The sequence below is a fragment of the Mycobacterium mantenii genome (assembly GCF_001667865.1).
Taxonomy (GTDB): domain Bacteria; phylum Actinomycetota; class Actinomycetes; order Mycobacteriales; family Mycobacteriaceae; genus Mycobacterium; species Mycobacterium mantenii_A.
This window is the reverse complement of record NZ_LZJP01000066.1, coordinates 23,906-46,871: the sequence shown is the minus strand read 5'-3', so window position 1 is coordinate 46,871 and position 22,966 is coordinate 23,906. Positions and strand designations below refer to the sequence as shown.

The window sequence follows — 22,966 nt, the reverse complement described above, 5'->3', positions numbered from 1 at the left end:
GGCGTGCGATCAGGTTGTGGCACAAAGCCTCTCGGAGAGCTCCCACAACTCGGCCGCGCGCCCCGGATCGCGAGCGTGGGGTGCGGCTTCACTGATCCGGCAGTCTTCCAGGTAGAGACCACCCTGGTCGGCCAGCTCCGGGCCGGCGGCGGCCCACACCTGCGTCGCCGCGCCGTGTTCGGGCATGACGAAGTCGAGGAAGCCGTCGGAGGGTTCGGGGCTGTTCGCTGCGGCGAGCTTGCGCAACTGCGAGAAATCCGCGCGCGACATGTACCGGGCGAGCGAGGTGGCCACGGTGCCGGGATGCACCGCGTAGGCGCGGATTCCGAATTGGCGCAGGCGGCGGTCGGCCTCCACCGCGTGCAGGATGTTCGCCGTCTTGGAGGCTCCGTAGGCGGCGAACTTGTCGTATTCGCGTCGTTCCCAATTGGGGTCCTCGAAGTCGACATCACCCAGCACGTGTCCGCCGGACGACAGGGCGACGATCCGGGCTTGTCCACCAGCCCTGCCGGCGGCGGTGAGCTGGGGGATGAGCAGCCGGGTGAATTCGAAGTGCCCGAAATGGTTTGTCCCGATTTGCAGTTCGAAGCCATCCCGAGTGCGGTCGAAGGGCGTGAACATGACGCCGGCGTTGTTCATCAGCACGTCGACGACCGGGGTGATGCCGCCGATTGCGGCGGCCGCCGCCCGAACGCTGGACAACGCGGTGAGGTCGAGCTGCACCGTGGAGAGCCGGGCTCCGGGTACCTCGGCCGCAATCCACTGGGCCGTCTCCGCGAGCGCCTCGCGGTTGCGGGCGGCCGCGATGACGTGGGCGCCCGCGGCGGCCAGCGCCCGGGCCGACTCGCGGCCCAGACCCGACGACGCGCCGGTGATCACGCATGTCTTGGCGGACAAATCGATTCCATCGACGGCTTGCAGCGCGGTCGGACGTTCGGCCATGCGGACTAACTTATCGCCGCCAGGGCACCACCCTTGTGGGCGCTGCGCTGCATCAGCCGCGGCGCCACGATTCGATGCAAAGGACCGATCAACGCCCAGACCGCCCGGGCGGCGGTCCGGTGGCGGTAGTGCAGGCGGGTGGTGAGCACGGCGCGTTGACCGTCCTGGCGGCGCAGCGTCAGCTCGCCGCGCATCAATGGCCCACGCGTCGAGAGCACCAGTTCGTCCGGATCCGACCGAACGATCGGCCAGCCGATCAGGTGACCGGGGGAGCGGGGCGGGCCCAGGCGCAACCTCAACACGTTGCGGTGGATCCACAACACCAGGTGTCCGCCCGCGCCCGGCCTGTCGCCGAGGCCGTCGCGAAACGCTTGCTCGGCGGAGCGCACGTCGCCGGCGGCGATGGGAACTTCGAAGACGTCCACGTAGTCGGCCGCGGTCTCACCGGTCTGCGCGCGCTCGTCGAGCACCGCCGCGGCAACGCGCTTCAGGGTTCGCCGCACCACGACGCGATGCCCGCCGGTGCCGATCACCAGCGCCCGATAGGCCTTGCCGTGCAGGCCGGGGAAGTCCGCCCAGGTGGCCGCCCGCAGCCGGGTGCGGGCGGAGCCGAGGGCGTCCAACTCGAACACCCAGCGGTAGACCGCGAAGGGGTGACGGCCCTTGAGCCCGAACCGCTCCGGTGGCCGGGCCTCGTCCAGGACGAAGCCGAAAGGCACGCTCGACGGGTCGTGCGGGTCGCGGCACATCACCCGCAACAGCGCCGACCACGTGTCGTCGCGCGTGGCGTCGATGGTTATGGCATGCTCGTCGATATAGGGTAATCGTTCCATATAGAAGGACTGTACTAGATCGTGGCACCTCCGCGGAAGCACGGAACCGATGTGATCCTCGACGCAGCCCGCGGGCTGGTGCTCGACGGCGGGCCGCGCGCGGCCAGCGTGGCCGCGATCGCGAAAGCCAGTGGCGCACCGGCGGGCACGCTGTACCACCGGTTCGGCAACCGCGACGGCATTCTGACGGCGGCGTGGCTGCGCGCGCTCGAACGCTTCCAGCAACGCGCACTGGCCGCCGACGGCGACACCCCTCTTGACACCGCTGTCGCGATGGCCGTCGCCGCCGTCGGCTTCGCGCGCGCCCTCCCCGAAGACGCCCGGCTGTTGTTGACGATCCGCCCGGGCGACCTACTCGACGACGAGCCCGACGCGGCGTTCCAGCAGACGCTCGCCGCGATGAACGCCCCGCTGACGCAGCGCATTGCGGCGTTGGCCCGGCAGCTATACGGCAACAGCAAGCCGCGATCCGTCGACGCCGTCGCGCGGGCGGTCGCGGACCTGCCCTACGCCGTGGTGCGGCGCCACGCGCGTGACGACCCGATGCCGAGCTGGCTGGAGAAGGACGTCGCGGCGTCGGCCCTGGCCGTGCTACGGAGCTTTGGCGAACGCCCGTAGCGACTCGATCTGTACGGGATCCAAAGAGGGCCGGACGTTTTCGCGCGCCGCCGCGAGGTCGGCGGCCGTCACGTCGGTGGCGTCGATCGACCGGCGCATCGCCGTCAGCGCCGCCTCCCGCAGCAGCGCCACGCAATCGGCGGCGCTGTACCCGTCGAGTCCGGCGGCCACGTCGTCGAGGTTGACGTCGGCGCTCAGCGGGATGGATTTGCCTGCGGTGCGCAAAATTTCGCGGCGTGCCTCCGCGTCGGGCGGTTCGACGAAGACCCGCCGCTCCAGCCGGCCCGGGCGCAGCAGCGCGGGGTCGATGAGATCCGGTCGGTTGGTGGCACCCAGCACCACCACGTCGCGCAACGGATCGACACCGTCGAGCTCGGTCAGCAGCGCGGCGACCACCCGATCGGTCACGCCCGAATCGAAGCTCTGCCCGCGTCGCGGTGCCAGCGCGTCCACCTCGTCGAGGAAGATCAGTGCGGGCGCCGAATCCCGGGCGCGCCGAAACAGTTCGCGCACGGCCTTTTCCGAACTGCCCACCCATTTGTCCATCAGCTCGGAGCCCTTCACGGCGTGGACGGACAGCTGCCCCGTGCTGGCCAGCGCGCGCACGATGAAGGTCTTGCCGCAGCCCGGCGGCCCGTACAGCAGCACCCCGCGCGGCGGCTGCACACCCAGCCGGGCGAAGGTGTCCGGGTGTTGCAGCGGCCACAGCACGGCCTCGGTCAGCGCTTGTCGGGCTTCGGCCATGTCGCCGACGTCGTCGAGCGTGATGTCGCCGACGCTGACTTCCTCACTGGCCGATCGGGACAGCGGCCGGATGACGGTCAGCGCGCCGGCCAGGTCCTCCTGTTTCAGCGCAGGGGGCCGGCCGTCGGTGCTGGCCCGCGACGCCGCCCGCAGTGCCGCTTCGCGAACCAGCGCGGCCAGGTCGGCGACGACGAAACCCGGTGTGCGAGAAGCAATCTCATCCAGATCTAGATCGCCGTTGGGAACGTTTCGCAGCAGCGACTCCAACAGCGCCTTGCGGGTGCCGGCATCGGGCAGCGGCAGGCCCAGCTCGCGGTCGCACAAATCGGGGGCCCGCAGCCGGGCGTCGAGCTGATCGGGCCGCGCGGACGTGGCGATCAGGGCGACGCCCTCGGTGGCCACCGCGGTCCGCAGCTCGCCCAGGATCAGCGAGGCCACCGGCTCGGCGGTGGCCGGCAGCAGGGCATCGACGTCGGTGATCAGCAGGACGCCTCCGCCGTCGCGGACCGCCTGCACCGCCGAGGCGACGGCCTTGAGCCGGTCTTCGGCGCCCAGCGCGCCGACCTCCGGGCCGTCCAGGGTGACCAGCCTGCGGTCGCCGCACACCGCGCGCACCAAAGTCACCTTGCCCACGCCGGCGGGCCCCGACACCAGCACGCCGAGGTTGGCGCCGGCGCCCAATGTCTTGAGCAGGTGCGGTTCGTCGAGCGCGAGCTTGAGCCATTCGACGAGCTTGGCGGCCTGCGGCTGGGTGCCCTTGAGCTCCTCGACGACCATCTCCGGCCTGGCGACTTCGACGGATATCCGCGACGAGACGCCCGACGGAACACCGGTGCCCCAGGTGACCAGCGAGTTGGGCTGCACGCTGACCGGTCCCGCGGGGTCGACGCCGGTGACCGTCAGCAACTCCGAGGTCCAGCTGATGCCCACCGCGGTGGCGAGCGCACGGGTCGCGGCCGAGGTGGACGTGCCCGGCCCCAGGTCGCGGGGCAGCAGCGACACGGCGTCGCCCACGGTAAGCACCTTGCCCAGCAACGCTTGTCGCAGCGTGACCGGCGTGACCGACTGGGTGGCCAGCGCCGAGCCGGACAGCGTCACCGACCGCGCGCCGTAGACGGTGACCGCGCCGACGATCACCGCCGTTCCCTCCCGCAGCCCCGCGTTGGACAATGTGACGTCGTCGAGCAGCACGGTGCTGACGGGCGTGTCCGGGCCGGCGAGGCCGGCGACCGCCGCCGTGGTCCGCGACCCGATCAGGGATACCGCGTCCCACTCCCGAATCCCCAGTGCGGCAATGGCGTTCGGATGCAACCGGATGACGCCGCGGCGGGAGTCGACGGCGGAGGTGTTCAGCCGCGCGGTCAGGGTGAGCTGTCGGGCCGGGCCGGAGCCGATGGCCCCGCCACTGCCCGGGCCGGAGCGGCCCGCGTCGTCGCCGGAGCGACTCACGGCAAGCGCCTGCCCGGCTTGTGCAGGCCCAGCCGCGCCACCGACCGGCGGTGGGGCTGGGCCCGGCGGATCGCCCGCCGCGTGGCGCGGCGCTGCTTGGGTGCGTCATCCCACGCCTCGGGGTGCGCGGCCAGCCAACGCGAGTTGCGGATGGCGAACGGCACGTGGCACAGGTAGGCGACGATGATCACCCAGATCAAGACGTAGGGCGCCAGCACCGCCGCCGCCGCGCAGATCGCCAGCACCGCCAGCAGGGGTGCGGCCCAGCTGGGCGGCACGGCGACCGCGTGCATCTTGCGCATCGGGATCTTGCTGACCATCAGGATCGAGGTCCCGGTGATCCAGATGCACAGGAACAGCGGCGACGTCCACCAGCCGTCACCGAACTGCAGCTTGAGTCCGATGAGACCGATCATCGAGATCGCACCGGCCGGCGCGGGCATGCCGACGAAGAACTCGTGCGCGTAGGACGGCTGGCTGCCGTCGTCCTGCAGCGCGTTGAATCGCGCCAGCCGCAGCACCACGCACACCGCGTAGAGCAGGATCACCACCCAGCCCGCCGGCGACTTGGTCAGCAGCGTCACGTAGAGCACGATCGCCGGGGTCACGCCGAAGTTCACCGCATCGGCCAGCGAGTCGATCTCCTCGCCCATCCGCGACTGGGCGTCCAGGATGCGGGCCACCCGCCCGTCGAGTCCGTCCAGGATCGCGGCCGCCGCGATGAGCGCCATCGCGGCCTTGGGCTGGTGTTCGAGGGCGAACCGGATAGAGGTCAGTCCCGCGCAGACGGAGAGCACCGTCATCGCACTCGGCAGGATTTGCAGATTGACCGCGGGCCGCCCGCGCGGCTTGCTGATCATGGCAGCTCGGCCAGGACAGTCTCGCCGGCGATCGCGCGCTGGCCGACTTTCACCCGCGGCTCGGCGCCCGCCGGCAGATAGGTGTCCAGCCTGGAGCCGAACCGGATCAGGCCGTAGGTGTCACCGATCGACAACTTGTCCCCGACGTGCGCGTTGCAGATGATGCGCCGGGCCAGCAACCCGGCCACCTGCACCGCGACGACGTCCGCGCCGCCGGCGGTGCGGATGCGCAGGCTGGTGCGCTCGTTTTCGGAGCTCGCCGCGGCCAGATCGGCCGAGCCGAACCGGCCAGGCCGGTGCTGCACGGCGATCACCTCGCCGCTGACCGGGGCGCGCTGCACGTGGGCGTCCAGCAGGGACAGGAAGATGCTGATCCGTGGGAGGGGGGTGTCGCCCATGCTGAGTTCGGCGGGCGGGGCGGCGAAGTCGATCACGCAGACCTCGCCGTCGGCCGGGGCGACGACCGCGCCGGGCCGGGTGGGTGGCACCCGCGGGGGGTGACGGAAGAAGCCCGCGCAGGCGCCCGCCGCCAGCAGGCCCGCCCGTCGTATCCATCGATGCCGGCGGCCGACGTCGGCCAGCGCCAGCCCGGCGCCGATGAACGGCCGCCCGGCCGGATGCACCGGTGGGACGGCCGAGCGCACCAGCTCCAGCGCATGCTGCGGGCTGAAGCCCGGGTCCGAAGCGGTGGGGCCGATAGTGCGGGGGCGTCGTGCCACGCGGCCATCTTACGGAGCGCGCGGCTGATTCGTAGACGCCCGCAGAGGGAACGCCCACCTTCGACATGCAATCCATCGATCGGCCGGCAACACCCGTGGGCCGGGCGAAAGTCGCGGTCACCGCCGTATTCATCGCGCACGGTGTGGTCTTCTCGTCCTGGGCCGCCCACATTCCCCACGTCAAGGCCGGGCTCGGCCTGTCCGACGCGGCACTGGGCACGGCGCTGTTCGGCGCGCCGCTGGGATCGGTGGTGGCCACGCTGCTCAGCCACTGGGCGCTGCCGCGCTGGGGCAGCCACCGGCTGATCCCGGTCACGGTGGCCGGTTATGCCCTGGCCGGAATGACGGTGGGGCTGGCCGGATCCGCGGCCTCGCTGTTCGGTGCGCTGGCGCTGTGGGGGCTGTTCCAGGGGGCGCTGGACGTCGCGATGAACACCCAGGCGGGCACGGTCGAGCGGCTCGCCAAAGCCCCGATCATGGCCAGGTTCCACGGCATGTGGAGCGTCGGGGCGTTGGTGGGGGCCGTCATCGGTGCGGCGTGCGTCGGCGCGGGTGTCGGCCTCACCGTTCAGCTGACGGTGCTCGGGCTGGTCGTCCTGATCGTGGTGGAAACCCTGACCCGTCGGCTGATCCCCGACGCGGTGGACGCCTCCGCCGCGTCGCCGGAGCCGGCCCGGGGTAGGCGGGCCTGGATGACGCCGACGGTGGCGATCCTGGCGGCGGTGTCGTTCGCGTCGTTTCTGTGCGAAGGCGCCGCCACCGACTGGTCGGCCAACTACCTGCGCAACGTCATCGGCGCCGGCCCGAGCGTCTCCGCGCTGAGCTACGCCGCCTACACGCTGACGATGGTCGTCACCCGGTTCGGCGCACCGCGACTGCACGCGCGGGTGTCCAGCCGGCGGCTGCTCCCGGCGCTGGCGCTGGTGGCCGTGGTGGGCATGAGCGTGACGCTGGCGACCGGCACCGCGTGGGTCGGCGTGCTCGGTTTCGCGGCGCTGGGCGTCGGGGTGGCGCTGCTGGTGCCCACCGCGTTCAGCGCGGCCTACGGCGCGAGCGGCGCCGGATCGGCGATCGCCATCGTGGCCGCGACCGGGTGGCTGGGCTACCTGCTGGGGCCGCCGCTGATCGGCCAGCTGTCCGGTCGGGTCGGGCTGTCGGCGGCGCTGGTCACCATCCCGGTGATGATGTCGATCGTCGGCATCGCCATCCGCTGCACCCCGGCCTTCGACAAGGCCGACGAATTCCACCGGGACGTGGCCACCCCCGCGGCCTGAACGCGATCGGCGCTAGCGCAGATCCCAGACCTGCAGCGGGGTTCCCTCGGGCACCTCGACGACGTCCTCCGGAATGTCGAGCAACCCGTTCGCCGACGCCAGCCAGCGCAGGTGATGCGACGCCGGCGGCCCGTAACTGACGACGGTGCCGTCGTCGTCGCTGAGCACCGCGCGCCGGAATTGGCGCTTGCCGCGCGGCGAGGTCAGCGACTCGGCGAGCACCGCGGTGCGGTGCGGGCGTTCCGGGTCCGGCAGGCCCATGGCTTTGCGCAGGGCGGGCCGGATGAACACCTCGAAGGACACCAGCGCGCTGACCGGGTTGCCGGGCAGCGTGACGATGGTCGCGCCGGCCACCCGTCCCACGCCTTGGGGCATGCCCGGCTGCATGGCGACCTTGACGAATTCCACGCCCTGGTCGCCCTCGCGCCCGAAGGCGTCCTTGACCACCTCGTAGGCACCGGCGCTGACGCCGCCGCTGGTGATGATCAGATCCGCGTCGCCCGCGTATCGGTCGATGATCGAACTGAATTGGGCCACTTCGTCTTCCGCGGTGGCCACGGCGACCAGCTCGGCGCCCGCATCCCGAACGGCGCCGGCCAGCATGATCGAGTTGGACTCGTAAATCTGCCCCGGCCGCAGCGCGGTGCCCGGCATCACCAGCTCCGACCCGGTCGAGATCACCAGCACCCGCTGGCGTGGGATCACCGGCAACTCGGCGATGCCCAGCGCCGCCACCAACCCGAGCACCGCCGGCGTCACGACCTGGCCGCTGCGCAGGACCGTGGTGCCCGGCGAGACGTCCTCGCCCGCGCGGCGAATGTGCCTGCCGGCCTCGCGGGGCGCGCGGATCGACACGGTCTCCACGCCGCCGTCGGTGTCCTCCACCGGCACGACGGCCGTCGCGCCGGCCGGCAGCGGCGCCCCCGTCATGATCCGGTGGGCCGTGCCGGGTTGCAGCGTCAGCTCGTCGGTGCGCCCGGCCGGAATGTCCTCGGCCACGGGCAGCACCACCGGATGTTCGGGCGTGGCGCCCGACGTGTCTTCGGCGCGCACCGCGTAGCCGTCCATCGCGGAGTTGTCGAAGACCGGCAGCGCCAGCTGCGCCACCACATTTTCGGCCAGGACCAGGCCTTGGGCCTCGGCCAGCGGGACCGCGACCGGGGGCCGGGCACGAATCAATTCGGTGACGACCCGCTGATGTTCGGCGACTGAGCGCATCGGAGCCATTATCCGCGCGTCAGACGGGGAAGCTGACGCCGGTGAGTTCTTCGGAGACGGCCCAGAGCCGGCGCTGCAACTCCGGATCGTGGGATTGGGCGCTGGATTCGACGAGCTTCGGGCGGCCGCGCTGCTCGAGGAAGCCGGACGGGCCGTAATACTGCCCGCCCTGCACGGCCGGATCGGTGGCGGCCCGCAGCGTCGGCAGCGCGCCCATGGCCGGGCTCTGGAACAGCACCGGCCCCAGCACGGCCTTGACCGGCCGGAAGACGCCCGGCAGGTTGCGGGCCAGCTCGGTGTTGGAGCCGCCGGGATGGGCGGCGACCGCGATGGTTCTCGCGTCGGGCGTGGCCGCCAGCCGGCGCTGCAGCTCATAGGTGAACAGCAGGTTGGCCAGCTTGGACCGCCCGTAGGCGGCGATCCGGTCGTAATGGTGTTCGGACTGCAGGTCGTCGAAGTCGATCGCGGACCGCAGCCGGTGGCCGAGACTGCTGACCGTCACCACCCGCGAATCCCGCACCACCAGCAGCTTGTCGAGCAGCAGCCCAGTCAGGGCGAAGTGGGCCAGATGGTTGGTGCCGAACTGCAATTCGAAGCCATCCTGGGTGAGCTGCTTGGGCGTCCACATCACCCCGGCGTTGTTGATCAGCAGGTCGATGCGCGGGTAGGCGCCGCGCAGTGCGGCGGCGGCCGAGCGCACCGAGTCCAGGGAGGTCAGATCGAGCCGCTGCAGCGTGACATCCGCGCGGGGACTGGCGGCGACGATGCGCGACAACGCCGCGTTGCCCTTCTCCAGGTCGCGAACCGCGAGGACGACGTGGGCGCCGCGGTACGCCAGCACGGCGGCCGCCTCATACCCGATGCCCGTGTTGGCGCCGGTGATGACGACGACGCGGCCGCTCTGATCCGGGACGTCACCCTCCGACCATCCGCGCGCGTCAGTGTCGGTGGAAGCCATGGCCCCCAAACATACTCATTCGGGTTGGCCGTCGTCGGGTGGGCGATCGGGCGCTAGGTTGAGAACGTGATTACCGGACTGGCCCACAGCGGCGTGTGCGTCCCGGACTGCGAGGCGGCGGTGGCGTTCTACCGAGACGTGTTGGGCCTACGTGTGCTGTCGCCGCCATATGTCATGACGGGTAATGCCATTCGCGACGACATGGGTGAGCTGGTGTCCGACCCCAGCATGAAGGCGGCCATCCTCGGATTCGATGACGACGGCGACCGGGTGCTCGAGGTGATCGAATACCTCGGTGTCGACGGCTCAGATGAGCGGGCCCGTGCGGCCGTCTCCGATCACGGACTGTCCCACGTCGGCTTGATCTGCACCGATCTCAGCGCGACCCGGGCAGAACTCGAGCGCAAGGGGGTGCGCTTCCTGGTCAGTGGAATCGCCGATGTCGCGCGAGTGCGCACCACCTGGTTCGTCGACCCGTGGGGTGTTGTGTTCATCCTGGTGGAAAAGAGCCGGCCCGAGCGCCCCTATTTCGCGCAGGGGGTCTGATGCCGCGAAAGCCCTCCGTCGGGATCATCGGCGCGGGCGCCGGCGGCATCGCGATGGGGATCCAGCTGGCCCAGGGCGGCTACGAGTTCACCATCTTCGATCGAGCCGACGGATTCGGCGGCACGTGGCGCCACAACACCTTTCCGGGAGCGGCCTGCGACGTCCCGTCACATCTGTACTCGTATTCCTTTGCGCCAAACCCGCGGTGGAGCAAGACGTATGCGAACCAGCCCGAGATCCTGGCCTATCTGGAGAGCGTGGCCGACCGGCACGGGCTGGCCGGGCACCTGCGGCCGGGCACCGCGATCAGCACGGTTCGGTGGTCCGACGTCACGCGGCGCTGGACGCTGATCACCGACGAGGGGCGCGAGCACGAATTCGACGCGGTGGTCAGTGCGGTCGGAATGCTCGATGTGCCCCACATTCCGGATATTGCGGGCGCGGAGCGGTTTCGGGGACGCCGGTTTCATTCGGCGCGCTGGGATCACAGCAAGTCGACGGCCGGGGAGCGGGTGGCCTCCATCGGCACCGGCGCCAGCGCGATCCAATACGTTCCGGCAATCGCGCGAAAGACCGGTCATCTCACGGTCTTTCAGCGGACCCCGATCTGGATCGCGCCCCGGTTCGACTTCCCGTTCACCCCCGAGCAGCACGAGGAGTTTGAGCGAGACCCGGCCACGGCGCAAAAGCTGCGCGACGAAGCCTTCGACGCCTACGAGTCGGCCAGCTTCGACACCGACCACGCGCAGACGCGCGAGGCGACCGAACTTGCCCGCAGCTACCTGCACCGCAAGGTGGCCGACCCCGAGTTGCGGGCGAAGCTGACGCCGGACTATCCCGCCGGCTGCAAGCGGCCGCTGATGTCGCGCGACTGGTATCCCACCTTCGCGCTGCCCAACGTCAGCCTGGAAACCACCGCGATCGCCGAACTGACCGAACGCGGGGTGCGCACCGCCGACGGCGTCGAGCACCGCGTCGACACCATCATCTACGGCACCGGGTTCAAAGCCGCCGACTATCTGGCCAGCATCGACGTGTACGGAGCCGGCGGTCGGCATCTCCGCGGCGAGTGGACCCAGGGGGCCGAGGCCTACCTGGGCACGCTGGTGGCCGGGTATCCGAATTTCTTCATGCTGTACGGCCCCAACACCAACGGCGTCAACTCGATCATCTACATCCACGAGGCGCAGACGACCTTCGTCCGCCACATCCTGGACGTGATGGGTGATCGCGGGGCCCACACCGTCGAGGTGACGCCCGACGCGCAGCGGCGTTACAACGACGAGATCCAGGCCGACATGGCGGGCAAGGTCTGGCTGGCGTGCACCAACTACTTCCGGCATCCCAGCGGCAAGGTCGTCACCCAATTGCCCTACAGCGGGCGGACATTCTTCGAGCGCACGCGCGCGATGGTCGACGACGACTACGAGCTGAGCCCGTAGCTCTCGGCGAACTGCGTGCGCAGCCACCCGATGATCTTCGGCACCACCTCGGGCGCCTTGCTCATCGCGACGTGGCCGGTGCCCTCGATCAGGTGCACCTCGGTGTCGCGGCGGCCCTGGAAGACCAGCGTGTCGGACTGCGGGATGAAGTAGTCGTCGGCCCCGTTGATCACCAACATCGCCGAATTATCATGCCGGGCAAGAAGATTCCCTCGGTTCAGGTGATTCATACCTGCGCTGAGTTCGTCGAGGGTGGGGGAGTGGTCCCGGTGCATGGCGTTGCCGAGGATGTCGTGCATGCCGTAGGGCAGCCTGCCGAGATTTTCCGGACCGAACGCGGCGACGACCGGACCGCCGAGATCGACTGCGGCATCAACGATTCCGGACAGCCCGGACATTGCGGCGAAGTTGCCGCCGAACGACGCGCCGAAGTGGGCGACCCGGCCGTCGCCCAGCTTCCGGGCGTAGTCGGCGAGCCCACGGATCACGTCGTCGGCGTGCCCGTCGAGCGGGATCGCGGTCTCGCCGGTGCCGGGGTGGTCGAAGGCCATCGTGGTCACGCCCGCGCCCTGGGTGAACCCGACCCACCATGGGTGGATGTCCATCTTCCAGGTGTCCACACCGCCGCTGGCGATCAGCACCGGCCGCCTCGCGTAGGTGCCGTCGGCGGAATACAGGTGCACCGGCACCTCGACGGACCCACCGCGATGCGGGACGGTGACGATGCGCCGCTCGAAGTGCACCGGAAACTCGCCGGCCGCCAACTGAAATTGCTCGAGCTGGTGCTGCATCGCCTTGACCCGCGCCGGGTCGGTGAGGCAGGGGAACTTGGCGCACCCGTAGACCAGGGAGGCCATCCGGTGCTCCCCGCGCTCGGCGTATTCGCTTGCCAGGCAAGACCATTCATAGACCCAGCCGCCGGGTGCATCGGCCCACATGTCGTCCACGGCCGCGCGGACCCGCTCGATGTCGCCGAGCGGGATGCCGAACTTCGCGAACTGATCGGTGCGGTCGTCGAACATGGCCGCGGTGTCGATGTCGTAGGTGTACATGGTGGCCTGCTCCTCATTTTCACGGCCCGTTGAGACTAGTCTCACGCTACGTTGAAACAAGTCTCAACGCAAGAGGAAATTCACGCTAGGATGAAACTCATGGCGAAGAAACCGTTAACTCCCGGTCCGCGGGATGAACGCGGGGTGCTGGCGGCGCGGATCGTGGCCGCCGCCCGCGAGCAATTCGCCGAAAACGGTTGGGCGGGAACCACAATCCGCGCGATCGCCCGCGCCGCGGACGTCGATCCCGCGCTGGTCTACCACTACTTCGGATCGAAGGAGAAGCTGCTCGACGCGGCGACGAACCCGCCGCAGAAATGGTTGGACAACGTCGCCAAGGTCTGGACCACACCGGTGGACCGGCTCGGCGCCGCCGTGCTGAGGCTGATGCTGGACAGCTGGGCCGACGAGGAGATCGGGCCGACGCTGCACGCCATCCTGCAAACCGCGGCGCACGAACCGGCCACGCGGGAGAAACTGCGACGCGTCGTCGCGGGCAGCCTGATGGGCGTCGCGCAGCTCGGCCGCGACGAGCGCGAGCGCCTGGTCCGCAGCGGCCTGATCGCGTCACAGACGATCGGCCTCGCGCTGATGCGCTACGTCTGGCAGATCGAGCCGCTCGCATCGATGACCGACGACGAGGCGATCGCGGCCATCGGTCCCAACCTGCAGCGCTACGTCGACGGCGACCTGAAAGGCGCGCGCTAGGCGCCGGTCCGGCGGTGCGCCGTTATCGAACGGGCGGCGGGCGCCGGCCCGACGTGCGTGGCACGCGGGGCCGTCGGGTCATCGCGGGCGGCGCCAGGGACAGGCGTGCCTGGGCCCGATCGCGGTATCCCCGGCCGCCGCGCTGATAGCCGCTAACCCGGATGCCGCGTTCCCGCACGGCGACCGGCGCCGGTGGGCGCGGCCGAAAATCCGGTGTGCTGCGGGGTTTCCGGCGTTTGATGCGCAGGCTGATCATTACCGGGGCGCTCATCGACCAATCGATTCTCTGCCGCATCCAGGCCGCAGCCCGCTTCGACGGCTTCCTCGTCCGCACGGCCACACCCTACGCCGGTGACCAGCGCTCGATGCGAGCGGCCAGAAACGTTACGGCAGAGGAAAATCCGGATTAATGGAACGGTTTACTGCACCCAGAAATTATCGTGGCGGATGAACCATTCCCGGCGCTCGTCGTCGGTCATGTCGGCCAGGGCCGCGAAGCCTTCGAAGTAGGCCTCGCGGGGGGCGCCGGGCGCGAACAACATCAGGATCGATGCCGGGTCGTCCGCCTCGTTGCGAAAACCGTGCACGCCCCCGGGCGGCACGTAGAGGAAGTCGCCTTGTCGGCCGTCCGTCCACTCGGTGCCGTCGTAAAGCTTCATCGCTCCGGACAACACGAAGAACGCCTCGGACATGGCCCGGTGGAAATGCGCGGGAGGCCCGCCGCCGGCCGGCGCGATTTCGACCCGGTAGAGCCCGTAGTCGCCGGCGGTGTCCCGTTGGTTGGCCAGGTAGTGGTACTTGACCCCGGACGTCTCGTAGTCGGGTGGCTGATCGGCCCGCTTGAGCCAGGCGCTGATCTCCGGTTCGTCTTTGGTGTATCGGGCTGGCGGATAGGGCGGCACGACAAGGGACATGGTTCCAGTGTGCGCATAGCATCGCCGTTGTGGACCGATCGACCGCCGAAGATGTTCGCGTGCAACGACTGCTGGACGCCGAACGCAAAGCCGCGCAACTGTTCGACGAGATCGAGCGGCGGGCCATGATTCGCCCCGGGCTGGCCGAGAAGGAACTGTCCGATGACATCCACGACCTCGCCGGCGAAATGTTCGGGGTGACCCGGCACTGGCACCGGCGGATCGTGCGGGCCGGGGCGAACACGCTGCAGCCGTTCCACGAACGCCCGCCGGATCGGCTGATCGGCGACGGCGACATCGTCTTCCTCGACCTGGGTCCGATCTTCGAGGAGTGGGAGGCCGACTTCGGGCGGACGTTCGTGCTCGGAGACGACCCGCACAAGACGGCCGTTCGCGACGCCCTGCCGCGAGTGTGGGAGGCCGGCCGCGAGTACTTCGAGGGGCGCCCCGACGTCACCGGGGCCGAGCTGTTCGACTTCGTTGTCGGGGTGGCCCACGCCGAGGGCTTCGAGTGGGGCAGCCGCATCGCGGGCCATCTGATCGGCGAGTTCCCGCACAAGAAAATCGCCGGGCCGGGCGTCGAGTGGTACATCATGCCCGGGTCGGACAAACCGATGCGCCGCACCGATCCGCGCGGCCGCACCTGCCACTGGATCCTCGAGATCCACCTCGTCGATCGCTCGCGCGGTTTCGGCGGGTTCTACGAGCAGCTGCTCGATCTGCCCTAGTGCCGATCGCAAGCGCGGCGCGTGCGCCGGGCGCGGCGGGTCGGCACCATCTGCCCTAGTGCCGATCGCAAGCGCGGCGCGTGCGCCGGGCGCGGCGGGTCGGCACCATCTGCCCTGATCGGCGAGCCCGCTAGTCGAACGGGTAGACCACCCCGGTGAGCTCCTCGGAAACCGCCCACAGCCGGCGCTGCCGGTCGACGTCGTGCGACTTGGCGCTCGAGCCCACGATCTTGGGATAGCCCCGCGTCTGGCCGGGGCCGTCGGGTCCGTAGTACTGCCCACCGAGCACCGCCGGGTCGGTGGCCGCGCGCAGGGTGGGTAGCGCGCCCATGGCCGGGTTCTGGGCGACGAACGGTGCGATCCGCTCGAAGGCGAATTGCAGCGGGCCGGGCATGTTGCGCATCAACTCGGTGTCGGACATGCCGGGGTGCGCGGCCGCGGCGATCGTCGTGCCGTGCGGGGCGAGCCGCCGTTGCAGTTCGTAGGTGAACAGCAGGTTGGCGAGCTTGGCCTGCCCGTAGGCGGCGACCCGGTTGTAGCGGTGTTCCCATTGCAGATCGTCGAAGTGGATGTCGGCGAGGATGCGGTGACCGACGCTGCTGACCGTGATGATCCGCGAGCCGGCGACCGGGAGCAGCCGGTCCAGCAGCAGGCCGGTGAGGGCGAAGTGGCCCAGGTGGTTGGTGCCGAACTGCAGCTCGAAGCCGTCTTTGGTGTTCGACTTCGGGGTGTACATCACCCCGGCGTTGTTGATCAGCAGGTCGATGCGATCGTGCGCGGACCGCAATTGGTCGGCCGCGGCCCGGACGGACTCCAGCGAGGTCAGGTCGAGCTCCTGCAACGCGACGTCGGCGTGCGTGGCGCGGGCGGTGATCCGGGCCGCCGCTTCCTTGCCCTTGTCCAGGTTGCGCACGGCCAGCACCACGCGGGCGCCGTGCTCGGCCAGCGCCTGGGCGGTCTCGAAGCCCAGGCCGGTGTTGGCTCCGGTGATGACGGCGACCCGGCCGGTCTGGTCGGGGATGTCCGCGGTGGTCCACTTGGCCATGGGAGGGCTCCTTGAACTTGTAGAGTAAACGGGGCGAGCGCTCCGGTTGATTGGTACTATACGGAACGCTCGCCCCGCTTTGTCAACTGCGGAGGAGTGAACAGATGGCGCAGCCCGATCGCCCGCTGCGCGCCGACGCGGCGCGCAATCGCGCGCGCGTGCTGGACGTCGCCTACGAGACCTTCGCGGCCGAGGGCCTCGCGGTGCCCATCGACGAGGTCGCGCGCCGCGCCGGCGTCGGGGCCGGCACCGTCTACCGGCACTTTCCCACCAAGGAGGCGCTGTTCCAGGCGGTCATCGAGGACCGGATGCAACGGCTGGTCGACGACGGGCGCGCCCTGCTGGAGTCCGTCGGCCCCGGCGAAGCGCTGTTCGTCTACCTGCGGTCGATCGTCCTGCAGTGGGGTGCGGCCGATCGCGGCCTGGTCGACGCGCTGGCCGGGTTCGGGATCGACGTCGCCACCGCCGCGCCCGAAGCCGAGGACGCGTTCCTGGCCATGCTCGACGAGCTGCTGCGGGCCGCGCAGCGGGCGGGCACCGCGCGCCAGGACATCGGGGTGCGCGAGGTGAAGGCGATCATGGTTGGGTGCCAGGCCATGGAGGCCTATGACTCGGCGTTGGCCGAGCGGGTGACCGACGTCGTCGTCGACGGTTTACGCGCTGGGCGATAGCGCTGACCTCTTCTTGCACTCGACATAGGCGAGTGCTAAGAATGACACTGGCACTCGCAGTGGGTGAGTGCTAGGTCGGGACGGTGAGGCCAGCTCTGGTCGTCCGTCGCGGGCACTGCGCCCGGCCAGCGTAAGTAGCGGGGTTGCCGTAACCCGGTGACCCGCGTTTCATTCCCAATCCGGAGGAATCACTTCGCAATGGCCAAGACAATTGCGTACGACGAAGAGGCCCGTCGCGGCCTCGAGCGCGGGCTCAACGCCCTCGCCGACGCGGTAAAGGTGACGTTGGGTCCCAAGGGCCGCAACGTCGTCCTGGAGAAGAAGTGGGGTGCCCCCACGATCACCAACGATGGTGTGTCCATCGCCAAGGAGATCGAGCTGGAGGACCCCTACGAGAAGATCGGCGCTGAGCTGGTCAAGGAAGTCGCCAAGAAGACCGACGACGTCGCCGGTGACGGCACGACGACGGCCACGGTTCTCGCCCAGGCGCTCGTCAAAGAGGGTCTGCGCAACGTCGCGGCCGGCGCCAACCCGCTGGGCCTCAAGCGCGGCATCGAGAAGGCCGTCGAGAAGGTCACCGAGACCCTGCTCAAGTCCGCCAAGGACGTCGAAACCAAGGAGCAGATCGCGGCCACCGCGGCCATCTCCGCGGGCGACCAGTCCATCGGCGACCTGATCGCCGAGGCGATGGACAAGGTCGGCAACGAGGGCGTCATCACCGTCGAGGAGTCCAACACCTTCGGCCTGCAGCTCGAGCTCACCGAGGGCATGCGGTTCGACAAGGGCTACATCTCGGGCTACTTCGTCACCGACGCCGAGCGTCAGGAAGCCGTCCTCGAGGACCCCTTCATCCTGCTGGTCAGCTCCAAGGTGTCCACCGTCAAGGATCTGCTGCCGCTGCTGGAGAAGGTCATCCAAGCCGGTAAGCCGCTGCTGATCATCGCCGAGGACGTCGAGGGCGAGGCTTTGAGCACCCTGGTCGTCAACAAGATCCGCGGCACCTTCAAGTCGGTGGCCGTCAAGGCCCCCGGCTTCGGTGACCGCCGCAAGGCGATGCTGCAGGACATGGCCATCCTCACCGGTGGTCAGGTCATCAGCGAAGAGGTCGGCCTCTCGCTGGAGAGCGCCGACGTCGCCCTGCTGGGTAAGGCCCGCAAGGTCGTCGTCACCAAGGACGAGACCACCATCGTCGAGGGCGCCGGTGACTCCGACGCCATCGCCGGCCGGGTGGCCCAGATCCGCAGCGAGATCGAGAACAGCGACTCCGACTACGACCGCGAGAAGCTGCAGGAGCGCCTGGCCAAGCTGGCCGGCGGTGTTGCGGTGATCAAGGCCGGGGCCGCGACCGAGGTCGAGCTCAAGGAGCGCAAGCACCGCATCGAGGACGCGGTCCGCAACGCCAAGGCCGCCGTCGAGGAGGGCATCGTCGCCGGTGGTGGCGTGGCCCTGCTGCAATCGGCACCGGCCCTGGAGGAGCTCAAGCTCAAGGGCGACGAGGCCACCGGTGCCAACATCGTCCGCGTGGCGCTCGAGGCTCCGCTGAAGCAGATCGCCTTCAACTCCGGGCTGGAGCCCGGCGTTGTCGCCGAGAAGGTCCGCAACTCGAAGGCCGGCACCGGCCTGAACGCGGCCACCGGTGAGTACGAGGACCTGCTGAAGGCCGGCGTTGCCGACCCGGTGAAGGTGACCCGTTCGGCGCTGCAGAACGCGGCGTCCATCGCGGGGCTGTTCCTCACCACCGAGGCCGTCGTCGCCGACAAGCCGGAGAAGGCGGCCGCACCCGCGGGCGACCCGACCGGTGGCATGGGCGGCATGGACTTCTAAGTCCGTCTACGAAGAAGCCCGGTTCCCTTGCGGGGGCCGGGCTTTTTCGTGCGTTGAATGTGGGGGCCTTCGTCGAATGTGCAGCCTGCCGCACATTCGACGCCGAGCGTGCGGCCAGCCGCGCACTCGGCGAGCGGTAGGTTCGACGGCGTGGCCCTTCCGACTCCCTCACCCACCAGCACCGCGGTCGTGACCGGCGCTTCGTCGGGCATCGGCGCCGACATCGCCCGCGAACTGGCCGACCGCGGCCACGGCGTCACGCTGGTCGCCCGCCGCGAAGACCGCCTCCGCGAGCTGGCCGACGAACTCGCGGGCCGGGTGCGCGTCGAGGTGATCGCCTGCGACGTCGGCGATTCCGCCGCCCGCGCCGGTCTCCTCGACGAGGTGGCCCGCCGCGGCCTGACCGTCGACATCCTGGTCAACAATGCCGGCATCGGCACCATCGGGTCGGTCACGACGACCTCCGTCGACGACGAGATCGCCCAGGTGCGGGTGAATGTCGAGGCCGTCATCGACCTGACCACCCGCGTGGTCCAGCAGATGGCCCCCCGCGGAAAGGGTGCGATCCTCAACGTCGGCTCCACCGCCGGCTACCACCCCTTCCCGGGGCAGGTGGGCTACGCCGCCACCAAGGCGTTCGTGATCACCTACACCGAGGGGCTGCGCGGCGAACTCGCCGGCACCGGCGTCACGGTCGCGTTGCTGAACCCGGGCCCGGTGCGCACCGAATTCCTCGAGAGCGCCGGCATGGACGAGCGGACCTTCGCCGACGCGTTCCCGAAGTTCATGTGGAAACCTGCGCGGGACGTGGCGCGCGCCGGAGTCGACGCGTTAGACCACGACCGCGCAACCGTGATACCCGGGCTGCCGAGCCAGATCAGCACCAGGTTGTTCCAGTTCATGCCGCGGCGGGTGCTGTTGCCGCTGCTGAAGAACCAGCATCCGGGACTGCGCAGGGACCGCTCAGCGCCCTGACTCCGGCCAGGGCCGCATCCAGCCCTCCACCGGAAGCGCGAGCGCGTTGCACAGCGTGCAGATGGTGCGATACCAGCCGACCGCGGTAAGCAATTCGATCCGCTGCTCGTCGGTCAGGTCGCGGCCCAGCGCGTCCCATGTCGCTTCCGACCACGAGCCGATGCCCTCGAGTTCGTCCACCGCCCCGATCAGCGTCCGCTCGGCCGGGCTCCAGCGCGGGTCGGCAGAGGCATCCTTGCCGCCGGTGACCAGCGCGTCGCACTCGTCGTCGCAGACCCCCGCGATCGGCCCCCAGAACGCCGCCTGCCCGCCCCACTCGTACCGACAGCCCACCAGGGCACAGATGCGAAGGATGGCGATGGTCCGCGTCCGTCCAGGCAAAAGCGCCGCGACATACAGGGATTCGCCGAGCTTGCGTAGCCGGGAGGCGAGCGCCGGGTGGCGCTGCAGGCAACGCACCAAGAGCAGCGGCTCGTAGGTGCGGTCGGGGTGACCCCAGCTGTTGATGCCAGCGGCATCTTCTTCGCTCCACGGCGGGGCGAGCGGTGCGACGCGGCTCACGGATGAGACTGTACGGCCTCAGACCGGCAGCGAGAACACCACGCAGTCGTGCAGGCAGCCCTTGGCCGCATCGGGGGAGTCGGCGTCGCGGTGCAGCAGCGCACGGGTGGGAACCACGCTCAGGCGGGCGGTTTCGTCGCCGGCGTCGGTCACTTCGGCGGTGCCGTCGACGATCAGGGAGTAGCCGCCCGGTGCGGCGGGCGGCCACACCAGGGTCACGTCGGCGCGGTGGGCGAGATTGTTTCGGGTGCGCCCGCCGATGAGTCCGACTTCGAGGGTGCCTTCCCGCAGCTGCGGCTCGACCGTCACGGTGTGCACCCGGTACTCGTCGTCGACCGTGATCAGGTACGCATAGGGGAAGTCGACGAGCGCGTCGGCCAGCGCCTGGAGATCGACCTTTTTCTTGGAGCGCATGATCTCCCAGGATAGGTGCGGCCCGGGGCTACTGCGGTCCCGCGGGCCGCAGGAACCCGGCGATGCGCGACGTGTAGCCGCGGGCGACGGCGCCGGAGCTGGCCGGGCGTGTGACGGCGGTGCTGGTGTTGGAGAAGCCGAGATTCTGCAGCACCTGATTCCAGGGCGGCAACTTGGCCACGGCTGCCGACGCGTCGGCGTGATAGCCGAACATCGCCGCCACGTCCGCGGCCCACATCTGCTCGTAGGCGGCCTCGATATCGGCGATCGCCGCGGTGGCCTGACCCAGGTGATTGTTAGCCGCCAACGCCGACACCAAGGCACGGTTGGCCGCCACCACCGCGGGCTGCACGGTGGCTGCCAGCGCCACCTCGAACGCGGTCGCGATGGCAGAGGCCTGGTGGGACACCTCCTCGGCCTGCGCGGCCGCGGCGCTGAGCCAGCTCACGTATCGGCTGGCCACGGACATCATGGCCGCCGACGACGCGCCCTGCCAGGACCCGGTGGCAAGATCTGTCGTCACCGAAGAAAACGACGACGCCGACGAGGCCAACTCCCCGGCCAGCCCGTCCCACGCCGCCGCGGCAGCAAGCAGCGGCCCGGGACCTGGTCCGGAGAATATTAGTGCCGAGTTGACTTCTGGCGGCAACCACGCAAAATGCGGGTTCGTCACGGACCCAACTTAGCTGGTATATGCCACTTTTGGGGGCGTTATCGCGAGGCTGCGGGGATGGGCTGGCGGCCGCGGACCAACTTCCCGGGGCGGGCGTCGGTGGGAACGCCGTTCTCCGCGATCACTTCGCCGGCCACAATCGTGGCGACATACCCGTCGGCGGTCTGGTCCAGGCGCCGCCCCCCGGCGGGCAGGTCGTAGCTGATCATCGGCTTATGCAGCCGCAATGCGGCGTGGTCGATGACGTTGAGATCGGCCTTGTAGCCGACGGCGACCCGGCCGCGATCACCCAGCCCGGCGATGCGGGACGGCACCGACGTGAGCTCGCGAACCGCCTCGGACACCGTGAACCGTCCGGCCGTGCGGTCCCGCGCCCAATGCGTCAGGAAGTACGTCGAGTAGCTGGCGTCGCAGATCATTCCGTAGTGGGCGCCGCCGTCGCCGAGGCCGAGCACCACGTCGTCGCGGTGCAGCAGCTCGCCGACGGTGTCCAGCGAGTTGTTCTGCAGGTTGCTGGTCGCGACCAACAGCATGGCCCGGCCGTCGTCGTCGAGCAGCCGGTCGTAGGCCTCCTCCATCGGATCCACGCCGCGGGCGCGGGCGCGGGCCCCGATGCTTGTCGACGGGTCGGGCTCGTAATCGGGGGTGTCGCCCAGCGGGAAAATCCAGTCCCACATCTGCGCCACGTACAGGATCGGGTGCCCCTGCCCGGGCTTGTCGGCCAGGATGCGGGCGCGAACCTCGGGCTTGCGCATTTCGGCGACCCGCTCGGCCAGCGGCAGGTGGGCGATCTCGCGGTAGCTGGGGTAGAGCACGAACGGGTTGGCGGTCAGCTGCAGGCCGATGATCAACCCGATTGGGCGCGGCAGCAGTTGCGCGGTCACGTCGCCACCGGCGGCGTTCGCCTTCTCGATCATGGTGATGGCGTCCGGCCAGGTCGGGTCGCCCGAGTTGGCGACGACGAGGGTGAAGGTGACCGGCAGCCCGACGTCCTCGGCGACGTCGAACACCGTCTGCAACACGGGCTGGTAGCCGCCCGAGGGGATGTCGGGAACGAACTGCAGCAGCCCGCCGCCGCCGTCGACGACGCCGCGGGCGATCTCCTCGATCTCCTCCCGCGCGGCCTCGTAACTCGGGATGGGCGAGCCGCTTTCGGTCTTGTGGATGGTCAGCCGCGACGACGCGAAGCCCAGCGCGCCGACCTCGATCGCCTCCTTGGCCAGCGCCCGCATCTTCGCCAGGTCCTCGTCGGTGGCCGGCTCGCGGTCGGCGCCGCGCTGCCCCATCACGTACACCCGCAGCGGCGAGTGCGGCAGATACGCCGCCACGTCGATGTCCCGCTTGCCCGCGTCGAGCGCGTCCAGGTATTCGGGGAACGTTTCCCACGTCCACGGCAGGCCGTCGGTCATGACCACGCCCGGAATGTCCTCGACACCGGCCATCACGTCGACCAGCACGTCGTGGTCGGCCTGGCGGCAGGGCGCGAAGCCGACCCCGCAGTTGCCCATCACCACCGTCGTCACCCCGTGTGCCGAGGACGGAGTCAGGCGCTCCGACCAGATGGACTGGCCGTCGTAGTGGGTGTGCAGGTCGACGAAGCCGGGCGTGACCAGCAACCCGGTGGCGTCGATCTCCCGCGTCGCGGCTTCTCCGTTCACGTGCCCGACGGCCTTGATGACGCCGTCTTGCACGGCCACGTCACCGACGTACGGCTCACCCCCGAGCCCGTCGACGATGGTGCCATTGCGGATGATCAGGTCGTAAGTCATCCAAACAATCTACGACCGTTTCGGTAGGT

Annotated in this window: 23 protein-coding genes and 1 pseudogene; 10 read left to right on the top strand and 14 right to left on the bottom strand. The window is 69.8% G+C overall.

The genetic code is table 11. The annotated features are described in order from the left end of the window. Window positions 1–9: 9 nt before the first annotated feature. A complete protein-coding gene (locus A5688_RS10315; RefSeq protein ID WP_067911042.1) occupies window positions 10–942 on the bottom strand; it encodes an SDR family NAD(P)-dependent oxidoreductase in 933 nt (310 codons plus the stop codon). A 5-nt stretch (window positions 943–947) separates the two neighbouring features. Further along, the gene (locus A5688_RS10310; protein ID WP_067911045.1) at window positions 948–1,775 is read right to left on the bottom strand and encodes a DUF2867 domain-containing protein; all 828 of its coding nucleotides are present in this window, start codon (window positions 1,773–1,775) and stop codon (window positions 948–950) included. Between the two features lie 21 nt (window positions 1,776–1,796). Between A5688_RS10310 and A5688_RS10305 the strand changes: the two genes are divergently transcribed. Continuing rightward, complete coding sequence (locus tag A5688_RS10305) at window positions 1,797–2,393, top strand: TetR/AcrR family transcriptional regulator (RefSeq protein ID WP_067837649.1); 597 nt, start codon at window positions 1,797–1,799, stop codon at window positions 2,391–2,393. Here the strand turns inward: A5688_RS10305 and A5688_RS10300 are convergent. The 3 genes from A5688_RS10300 to A5688_RS10290 are packed head-to-tail and all read right to left on the bottom strand — an operon-like array spanning window position 2,367 to window position 6,165. After that, window positions 2,367–4,532 (bottom strand): AAA family ATPase, encoded by a 2,166-nt coding sequence (locus A5688_RS10300; RefSeq protein ID WP_067837707.1) that lies wholly within the window; start codon window positions 4,530–4,532, stop codon window positions 2,367–2,369. The genes A5688_RS10305 and A5688_RS10300 overlap by 27 nt on opposite strands. Window positions 4,533–4,582: 50 nt before the next feature. Further along, a complete protein-coding gene (pssA, locus tag A5688_RS10295) occupies window positions 4,583–5,446 on the bottom strand; it encodes a CDP-diacylglycerol--serine O-phosphatidyltransferase (RefSeq protein WP_067837646.1) in 864 nt (287 codons plus the stop codon). Beyond that, the gene (locus tag A5688_RS10290) at window positions 5,443–6,165 is read right to left on the bottom strand and encodes a phosphatidylserine decarboxylase (RefSeq protein ID WP_207546641.1); all 723 of its coding nucleotides are present in this window, start codon (window positions 6,163–6,165) and stop codon (window positions 5,443–5,445) included. The genes pssA and A5688_RS10290 overlap by 4 nt, the downstream gene beginning before the upstream one ends. A gap of 65 nt (window positions 6,166–6,230) precedes the next feature. Here A5688_RS10290 and A5688_RS10285 point away from each other — a divergent pair, with 65 nt between their 5' ends. Next, a complete protein-coding gene (locus tag A5688_RS10285) occupies window positions 6,231–7,439 on the top strand; it encodes an MFS transporter (RefSeq protein ID WP_067837643.1) in 1,209 nt (402 codons plus the stop codon). 12 nt (window positions 7,440–7,451) lie between these two features. Here A5688_RS10285 and moeA read toward each other — a convergent pair whose 3' ends face one another. Beyond that, on the bottom strand, window positions 7,452–8,657 hold the full coding sequence (gene moeA / locus A5688_RS10280; protein WP_067911048.1) for a molybdopterin molybdotransferase MoeA: 1,206 nt from the start codon (window positions 8,655–8,657) through the stop codon (window positions 7,452–7,454). A 19-nt stretch (window positions 8,658–8,676) separates the two neighbouring features. After that, entirely contained in the window at window positions 8,677–9,615 is a 939-nt protein-coding gene (locus tag A5688_RS10275; RefSeq protein ID WP_067837638.1) for an SDR family NAD(P)-dependent oxidoreductase, read from the bottom strand. 66 nt (window positions 9,616–9,681) lie between these two features. On the opposite strand from A5688_RS10275, the gene A5688_RS10270 reads away from it, so the two are divergent. After that, complete coding sequence (locus A5688_RS10270; protein WP_067911051.1) at window positions 9,682–10,161, top strand: VOC family protein; 480 nt, start codon at window positions 9,682–9,684, stop codon at window positions 10,159–10,161. Continuing rightward, complete coding sequence (locus A5688_RS10265; RefSeq protein WP_067911060.1) at window positions 10,161–11,603, top strand: flavin-containing monooxygenase; 1,443 nt, start codon at window positions 10,161–10,163, stop codon at window positions 11,601–11,603. The genes A5688_RS10270 and A5688_RS10265 overlap by 1 nt, the downstream gene beginning before the upstream one ends. Here the strand turns inward: A5688_RS10265 and A5688_RS10260 are convergent. Beyond that, window positions 11,585–12,655: an alpha/beta hydrolase gene (locus tag A5688_RS10260; protein ID WP_067911061.1), complete on the bottom strand. Its 1,071-nt coding sequence runs from the start codon at window positions 12,653–12,655 to the stop codon at window positions 11,585–11,587. The two genes, A5688_RS10265 and A5688_RS10260, sit on opposite strands and share 19 nt — an antisense overlap. A 90-nt stretch (window positions 12,656–12,745) precedes the next feature. Here A5688_RS10260 and A5688_RS10255 point away from each other — a divergent pair, with 90 nt between their 5' ends. Together A5688_RS10255 and A5688_RS10250 are read left to right on the top strand one after the other, a co-directional pair. Beyond that, a complete protein-coding gene (locus A5688_RS10255) occupies window positions 12,746–13,363 on the top strand; it encodes a TetR family transcriptional regulator (protein ID WP_207546640.1) in 618 nt (205 codons plus the stop codon). A 161-nt stretch (window positions 13,364–13,524) separates the two neighbouring features. After that, entirely contained in the window at window positions 13,525–13,773 is a 249-nt protein-coding gene (locus tag A5688_RS10250; protein WP_067837626.1) for a hypothetical protein, read from the top strand. Between the two features lie 9 nt (window positions 13,774–13,782). On the opposite strand, the gene A5688_RS10245 is transcribed toward A5688_RS10250, so the two are convergent. After that, window positions 13,783–14,277 (bottom strand): cupin domain-containing protein, encoded by a 495-nt coding sequence (locus A5688_RS10245; protein WP_067910217.1) that lies wholly within the window; start codon window positions 14,275–14,277, stop codon window positions 13,783–13,785. A 29-nt stretch (window positions 14,278–14,306) separates the two neighbouring features. Between A5688_RS10245 and A5688_RS10240 the strand changes: the two genes are divergently transcribed. Beyond that, window positions 14,307–15,005, top strand: a complete 699-nt coding sequence (locus A5688_RS10240) for a M24 family metallopeptidase (RefSeq protein WP_067910220.1) — start codon at window positions 14,307–14,309, stop codon at window positions 15,003–15,005. 130 nt (window positions 15,006–15,135) lie between these two features. Here A5688_RS10240 and A5688_RS10235 read toward each other — a convergent pair whose 3' ends face one another. After that, on the bottom strand, window positions 15,136–16,050 hold the full coding sequence (locus A5688_RS10235) for an SDR family NAD(P)-dependent oxidoreductase (RefSeq protein WP_067837615.1): 915 nt from the start codon (window positions 16,048–16,050) through the stop codon (window positions 15,136–15,138). A gap of 104 nt (window positions 16,051–16,154) precedes the next feature. Between A5688_RS10235 and A5688_RS10230 the strand changes: the two genes are divergently transcribed. From A5688_RS10230 to A5688_RS10220, 3 genes are all read left to right on the top strand, one after another. Beyond that, on the top strand, window positions 16,155–16,721 hold the full coding sequence (locus A5688_RS10230) for a TetR/AcrR family transcriptional regulator (RefSeq protein ID WP_067910223.1): 567 nt from the start codon (window positions 16,155–16,157) through the stop codon (window positions 16,719–16,721). 198 nt (window positions 16,722–16,919) lie between these two features. Continuing rightward, window positions 16,920–18,545: a chaperonin GroEL gene (groL, locus tag A5688_RS10225; protein WP_067837608.1), complete on the top strand. Its 1,626-nt coding sequence runs from the start codon at window positions 16,920–16,922 to the stop codon at window positions 18,543–18,545. A 150-nt stretch (window positions 18,546–18,695) separates the two neighbouring features. Beyond that, entirely contained in the window at window positions 18,696–19,520 is an 825-nt protein-coding gene (locus tag A5688_RS10220; RefSeq protein ID WP_067837605.1) for an SDR family NAD(P)-dependent oxidoreductase, read from the top strand. Here A5688_RS10220 and A5688_RS10215 read toward each other — a convergent pair. From A5688_RS10215 to A5688_RS10200, 4 genes and pseudogenes are all read right to left on the bottom strand, one after another. Then, window positions 19,509–20,081 carry a carboxymuconolactone decarboxylase family protein gene (locus A5688_RS10215; protein ID WP_067910226.1) on the bottom strand — a complete coding sequence of 191 codons (573 nt, stop codon included), beginning with the start codon at window positions 20,079–20,081 and terminating at the stop codon, window positions 19,509–19,511. The two genes, A5688_RS10220 and A5688_RS10215, sit on opposite strands and share 12 nt — an antisense overlap. A gap of 18 nt (window positions 20,082–20,099) precedes the next feature. Next, window positions 20,100–20,495: a hypothetical protein gene (locus A5688_RS10210; RefSeq protein WP_067910229.1), complete on the bottom strand. Its 396-nt coding sequence runs from the start codon at window positions 20,493–20,495 to the stop codon at window positions 20,100–20,102. 52 nt (window positions 20,496–20,547) lie between these two features. Next, window positions 20,548–21,168, bottom strand: a pseudogene (locus A5688_RS10205) (PPE family protein); the annotation flags it as partial. A 38-nt stretch (window positions 21,169–21,206) separates the two neighbouring features. Continuing rightward, the gene (locus A5688_RS10200; protein ID WP_067910232.1) at window positions 21,207–22,937 is read right to left on the bottom strand and encodes an N-acyl-D-amino-acid deacylase family protein; all 1,731 of its coding nucleotides are present in this window, start codon (window positions 22,935–22,937) and stop codon (window positions 21,207–21,209) included. Between the last annotated feature and the right edge of the window lie 29 nt (window positions 22,938–22,966).